5 protein-coding genes are annotated in these 4,289 nt (G+C 67.0%); all 5 read left to right on the top strand.

The window, feature by feature from the left end:
• Positions 1 to 92 precede the first annotated feature (92 nt).
• Entirely contained in the window at positions 93 to 1,532 is a 1,440-nt protein-coding gene (gene nrfD, locus D7V77_RS40560; protein WP_120581528.1) for an NrfD/PsrC family molybdoenzyme membrane anchor subunit, read from the top strand.
• A 4-nt stretch (positions 1,533 to 1,536) separates the two neighbouring features.
• Positions 1,537 to 2,082: a DUF3341 domain-containing protein gene (locus D7V77_RS40555; RefSeq protein WP_120567452.1), complete on the top strand. Its 546-nt coding sequence runs from the start codon at positions 1,537 to 1,539 to the stop codon at positions 2,080 to 2,082.
• The gene (locus D7V77_RS40550) at positions 2,079 to 2,639 is read left to right on the top strand and encodes a cytochrome c (protein ID WP_120581527.1); all 561 of its coding nucleotides are present in this window, start codon (positions 2,079 to 2,081) and stop codon (positions 2,637 to 2,639) included. The genes D7V77_RS40555 and D7V77_RS40550 overlap by 4 nt, the downstream gene beginning before the upstream one ends.
• Positions 2,636 to 3,835, top strand: coding sequence for a hypothetical protein (locus tag D7V77_RS40545; protein WP_120581526.1), 1,200 nt, complete (start codon positions 2,636 to 2,638; stop codon positions 3,833 to 3,835). The genes D7V77_RS40550 and D7V77_RS40545 overlap by 4 nt, the downstream gene beginning before the upstream one ends.
• On the top strand, positions 3,832 to 4,289 hold a 458-nt coding region (locus tag D7V77_RS40540; RefSeq protein ID WP_120581529.1), incomplete at its 3' end, for a hypothetical protein. The genes D7V77_RS40545 and D7V77_RS40540, both read left to right, overlap by 4 nt.

The raw sequence follows: 4,289 nt of genomic DNA, 5'->3' as shown, positions 1-4,289 counted from the left end.
CACCTCATCCGCCTGCGCAACCCCAACCCTGCCCTCGTGCCCGCCGCCCCTGCTGAAGCCGCGCCGGCGCATGAAGGAGGTCACTGACCGTCATGGCCGAGACCGCACACGCACTCCCGCTCGACCCCCTCGAGCCCCGGGACCTCGTCGCGCCGCACCACGACGACAAGTCCCTCAATGAAACGCTGCTGGACCATGTCTGGCGCAAGCCCGGCAAGGGCTGGTTCATGCTGCTGGGCATCACGTCCGCGGCGCTGGGCCTCCTGGTCGTTGGTGTCACGTACACCCTCGCGCGCGGCATCGGCGTGTGGGGCAACAACCAGCCGGTGGGCTGGGCGTTCGACATCATCAACTTCGTCTGGTGGGTCGGTATCGGCCACGCCGGTACGCTCATCTCCGCCATCCTCCTGCTCTTCCAGCAGAAGTGGCGCACGAGCATCAACCGCTTCGCGGAGGCCATGACGCTGTTCGCGGTCATGTGCGCCGGCCTGTTCCCGCTGCTCCACACGGGCCGTCCCTGGTTCGCCTTCTGGCTGTTCCCCTACCCCAGCACCCTGGGCGCCTGGGCGCAGTTCCGCTCGCCGCTCGTGTGGGACGTGTTCGCCATCTCCACGTACCTCACGGTGTCCGCGCTCTTCTGGTACGTGGGCCTCATCCCGGACCTGGCGGCCCTGCGTGACTCGTCCAAGGGCAAGCTGCAGCGCACCATCTACGGCCTCTTCGCGCTCGGCTGGCGCGGCTCCGGCCGTCACTGGCACAACTACAAGGTTGGCTACCTGCTGCTCGCCGGCCTCTCGACGCCGCTCGTGGTGTCCGTGCACACCATCGTGTCGTTCGACTTCGCCGTGTCCCAGATTCCGGGCTGGCACGCGACCATCTTCCCGCCCTACTTCGTGGCCGGCGCCGTGTTCAGCGGCTTCGCGATGGTCATCACGCTCATCGTCCCCGCCCGCAAGTACCTGGGCCTCCGGGACGTGATTACCGACCGCCACCTGGAGAACATGAACAAGGTCATCCTCGCGACGGGCCTCATCGTGTCCTACGGGTACATGATGGAGCACTTCATCGCCTGGTACTCCATGAACCAGTACGAGTTCTGGACCTTCTACGTGAACCGCGCCACGGGCCCCTACGCCGGCGTGTACTGGCTGATGATCGCCTGCAACGTCATCACCCCGAACATCTTCTGGTTCAGGAAGGCCCGCACCAGCATCCCCATCATGTGGGTGGCGTCCATCGCGGTGAACATCGGCATGTGGTGCGAGCGCTTCATCATCATCGTGACGTCGCTGTCGCAGGACTTCCTGCCCTCCTCGTGGGACATCTACACGCCCACCTGGGTGGACTGGTGCATCTACATCGGCACGCTGGGCCTGTTCGGCACCCTGTTCCTCCTGTTCCTCAAGTTCGTTCCCGCCGTCGCGGTGAGCGAGGTGAAGGAGCTCCAGCTGGAGCTCAAGCACGCCGCCCACGCCGCCCATGGCAACGGACACCACGGCTCGGACGCCGCGGCCACCCACGGAGCGCACTAGCATCATGGAAGCCAAGGTCCTTGATTCCTGGGTGATGGCCGAGTTCGCCACCCCGGAAGCCCTCGTCTCCGCCACGCAGCAGATGCGCGAGAAGGGCTTCCAGGGGATGGACACCTACTCCCCGTACCCGCTGCACGGCGGGTCGGAGGCCCTCGGTCTGCCGCCCTCTCGCATGCCCTTCATCGCACTGGGCGGCGGCCTCACCGGCATGGTGACCGCCCTCACGATGCAGACGTGGATGAACACCGTCGACTACCCGCTCAACGTCGGCGGCCGTCCGCTGCTGAGCCTCCCGGCCTGGGTGCCCATCACGTTCGAGTTGAGCGTGCTGTTCGCCGCGTTCGGCATCTTCTTCGGCCTGCTCGGCCTGAGTAAGTTGCCGCAGCCCTACCACCCGGCCTTCGAGTCGGAAGAGTTCCGCAGCGCGTCCACGCACGGCTTCTGGCTGAGCATCCCGCACCCCACGGGGACGGACGCCGCGGACGTCAAGAACCAGCTGACGGCCCTGGGCGCGACCCACGTGACCGTCGTGTCGGGAGAGAACGAATGAGGTGGCTCATCCCCGCCGCCGGGCTCGCCGCGCTCACGGGCTGCAACGTCAGCTCGGAGTTCCTCCAGCGCATGGAGCACCAGGCCAAGTACGAGTACTACGAGACGTCCGAGTTCTGGCCGGACGGGCGCGCCATGCGCGTGCCCCCCGCCGGCACCGTCCCGCGCGAGCGGCCGGTGGGCAACCCGGGCATCTCCACGGGCCGCTCCAATGGCGTGGCCGTGAACGCCATCCCGCTTCCGGTGGACAAGCACCTGCTGGAGCTTGGCCAGAAGAAGTACAACATCGTCTGCTCGCAGTGCCATGGCGTGCTCGGCGACGGCAACAGCGTCGTCGCGGAGAACATGGCGCTGCGCCTGCCGCCGTCCCTGCTGGAGCTCGCGGACAAGCCGGCTGGCCACTTCTACACCGCCATCAACGAGGGCTACGGCATCATGCCGTCCTTCTCGGGTGAGCTCGACACGCGCGAGCGCTGGGCCGTCGTCGCCTATGTGCGCGCGCTGCAGGCCGCCCGCAGCACCGCCGGGACGCAGCCCGTCCCGCAGGAGAACCGATGACTGCCATGGAGCGCTACACCGGCACGCCCAAGCTGATGGTGCCCGCGTTCGGCCTGGGCGTGGTGGGCCTCGTGCTCACCGCCGTGGGCTTCTTCATGAACCCCGAGGCGACCAGCTTCAGCTACCTCTTGGGCTTCACCTACTGGGTCGGCATCAGCGTGTCCGCCCTCATCATGCTGGCCATCTTCCACACGGCGAAGGCGAAGTGGCCCATCGTCCTGCGCCGCGCCATGGAGACGATGTCCATCGCGGTGCCCGTCTTCGCGGTGCTCATCCTCGCCTTCATCCCCATGATGAAGCACATGTACCCCTGGGTGGATGGCTCGCCGCTGGCCGCCCACATCCACGGCATCGAGGTGGAGCACCTGTCGCATAAGAAGGCCCACTACCTGAACGGGACCTTCTTCGCCGTCCGCCAGGTCATCTACTTCGCGGTGTGGATCTTCGTCTCCCAGCGGCTGTACGGATGGAGCACCCAGCAGGACGAGGTGGGCGGCCTGGAGCTCACCGTCAAGCAGCGCCGCTTCTCCCCGGGCGCCCTGCCCTTCCTGGCGCTGACCATCACCTTCGCGTCCTTCGACTGGCTGATGAGCCTCACCCCGCTGTGGCAGTCCACCATCTTCGGCGTCTACTACTTCGCCGGCAGCTTCCTGGCCGCCTTCTGCGTCCTCACGCTGGCCACGATCCGGGCCCAGGGCAAGGACCTGTACGGCAGCCTGGTGAAGACGCCGCACTACCACAACCTGGGCAAGCTCATCTTCGCCTTCACGGCGTTCTGGGCCTACATCGGCTTCTCCCAGTTCCTGCTGGTGTGGATCGCCAACATCCCGGAAGAGGCCCCGTGGTACGGCCTGCGCATGTACGGCCCGTGGCGCGGCGTCTCCCTGGTCATCTTCTTCGGCCACTTCGTGCTGCCGTTCTTCACGCTGCTGTCACGCAAGCTGAAGGAGAAGACCGGGACCCTGGCCATCGCCGCCGTCTACATGCTTCTCATGCACGCCGTGGACCTGTATTGGCTCATCTGGCCGGCGTACTCCGGTGAGGCCGGTCCGACGTTCCACTGGACGCTCATCACGGCCTTCGTGGGCGTGGGCGGAGTCTCGGTGGGTTACGCCCTGTACCGGGCGCGCAACAAGTACACGTTCCCGGTGAAGGACCCCTACATCGCGGAGTCCCTGAGGTACGTGCAGCCATGAAGAAGACCCAGTCCGAAGTCGAATCGCGGGTCATCGTCGGCGCGCATGGCGTCGCCGCCGAGGAAGACCATCTGGTCATGGGGAAGATCATCGGCGTCGGTGTGGGCGCCATGGTCCTCTTCTTCGTGGGCGCGGTGTGGGCCTGGCGCATCCAGGTCGTCACCATGCAGGATGCCCAGCCGGACGGTCCTCCCCCCCGCCCCGCCGCGGTGGGCCAGTACGAGATTGGCATCGTGAACCAGCGCCTGTTCGAACAGGACTGGCGCGCGGCGGAGAAGCTTGGCGGCCAGCACCAGGCGCTGAAGAACGGCTGGGGTGACCAGCCGGGCGTCACCGCCCACAAGTCGCTGGGGCAGGCCATGGACCAGGTCATCACGACCGAGGCCCAGAAGGCCCGCGAGCCGGCTCCGGCGCCCACGCCGGCCCCGGCCCCCGAGCCCGCGCCGCACACGGC

The sequence above is a fragment of the Corallococcus sp. CA041A genome (assembly GCF_003612075.1).
GTDB lineage: Bacteria > Myxococcota > Myxococcia > Myxococcales > Myxococcaceae > Corallococcus > Corallococcus exiguus.
This window is presented reverse-complemented; position numbering and strand designations above follow the sequence as displayed.

Coding starts and splice junctions, on each gene's coding strand:
- nrfD (WP_120581528.1), top strand. CDS start 93: ATGGCCGAGACCGCACACGCACTCCCGCTCGACCCCCTCGAGCCCCGG.
- D7V77_RS40555 (WP_120567452.1), top strand. CDS start 1,537: ATGGAAGCCAAGGTCCTTGATTCCTGGGTGATGGCCGAGTTCGCCACC.
- D7V77_RS40550 (WP_120581527.1), top strand. CDS start 2,079: ATGAGGTGGCTCATCCCCGCCGCCGGGCTCGCCGCGCTCACGGGCTGC.
- D7V77_RS40545 (WP_120581526.1), top strand. CDS start 2,636: ATGACTGCCATGGAGCGCTACACCGGCACGCCCAAGCTGATGGTGCCC.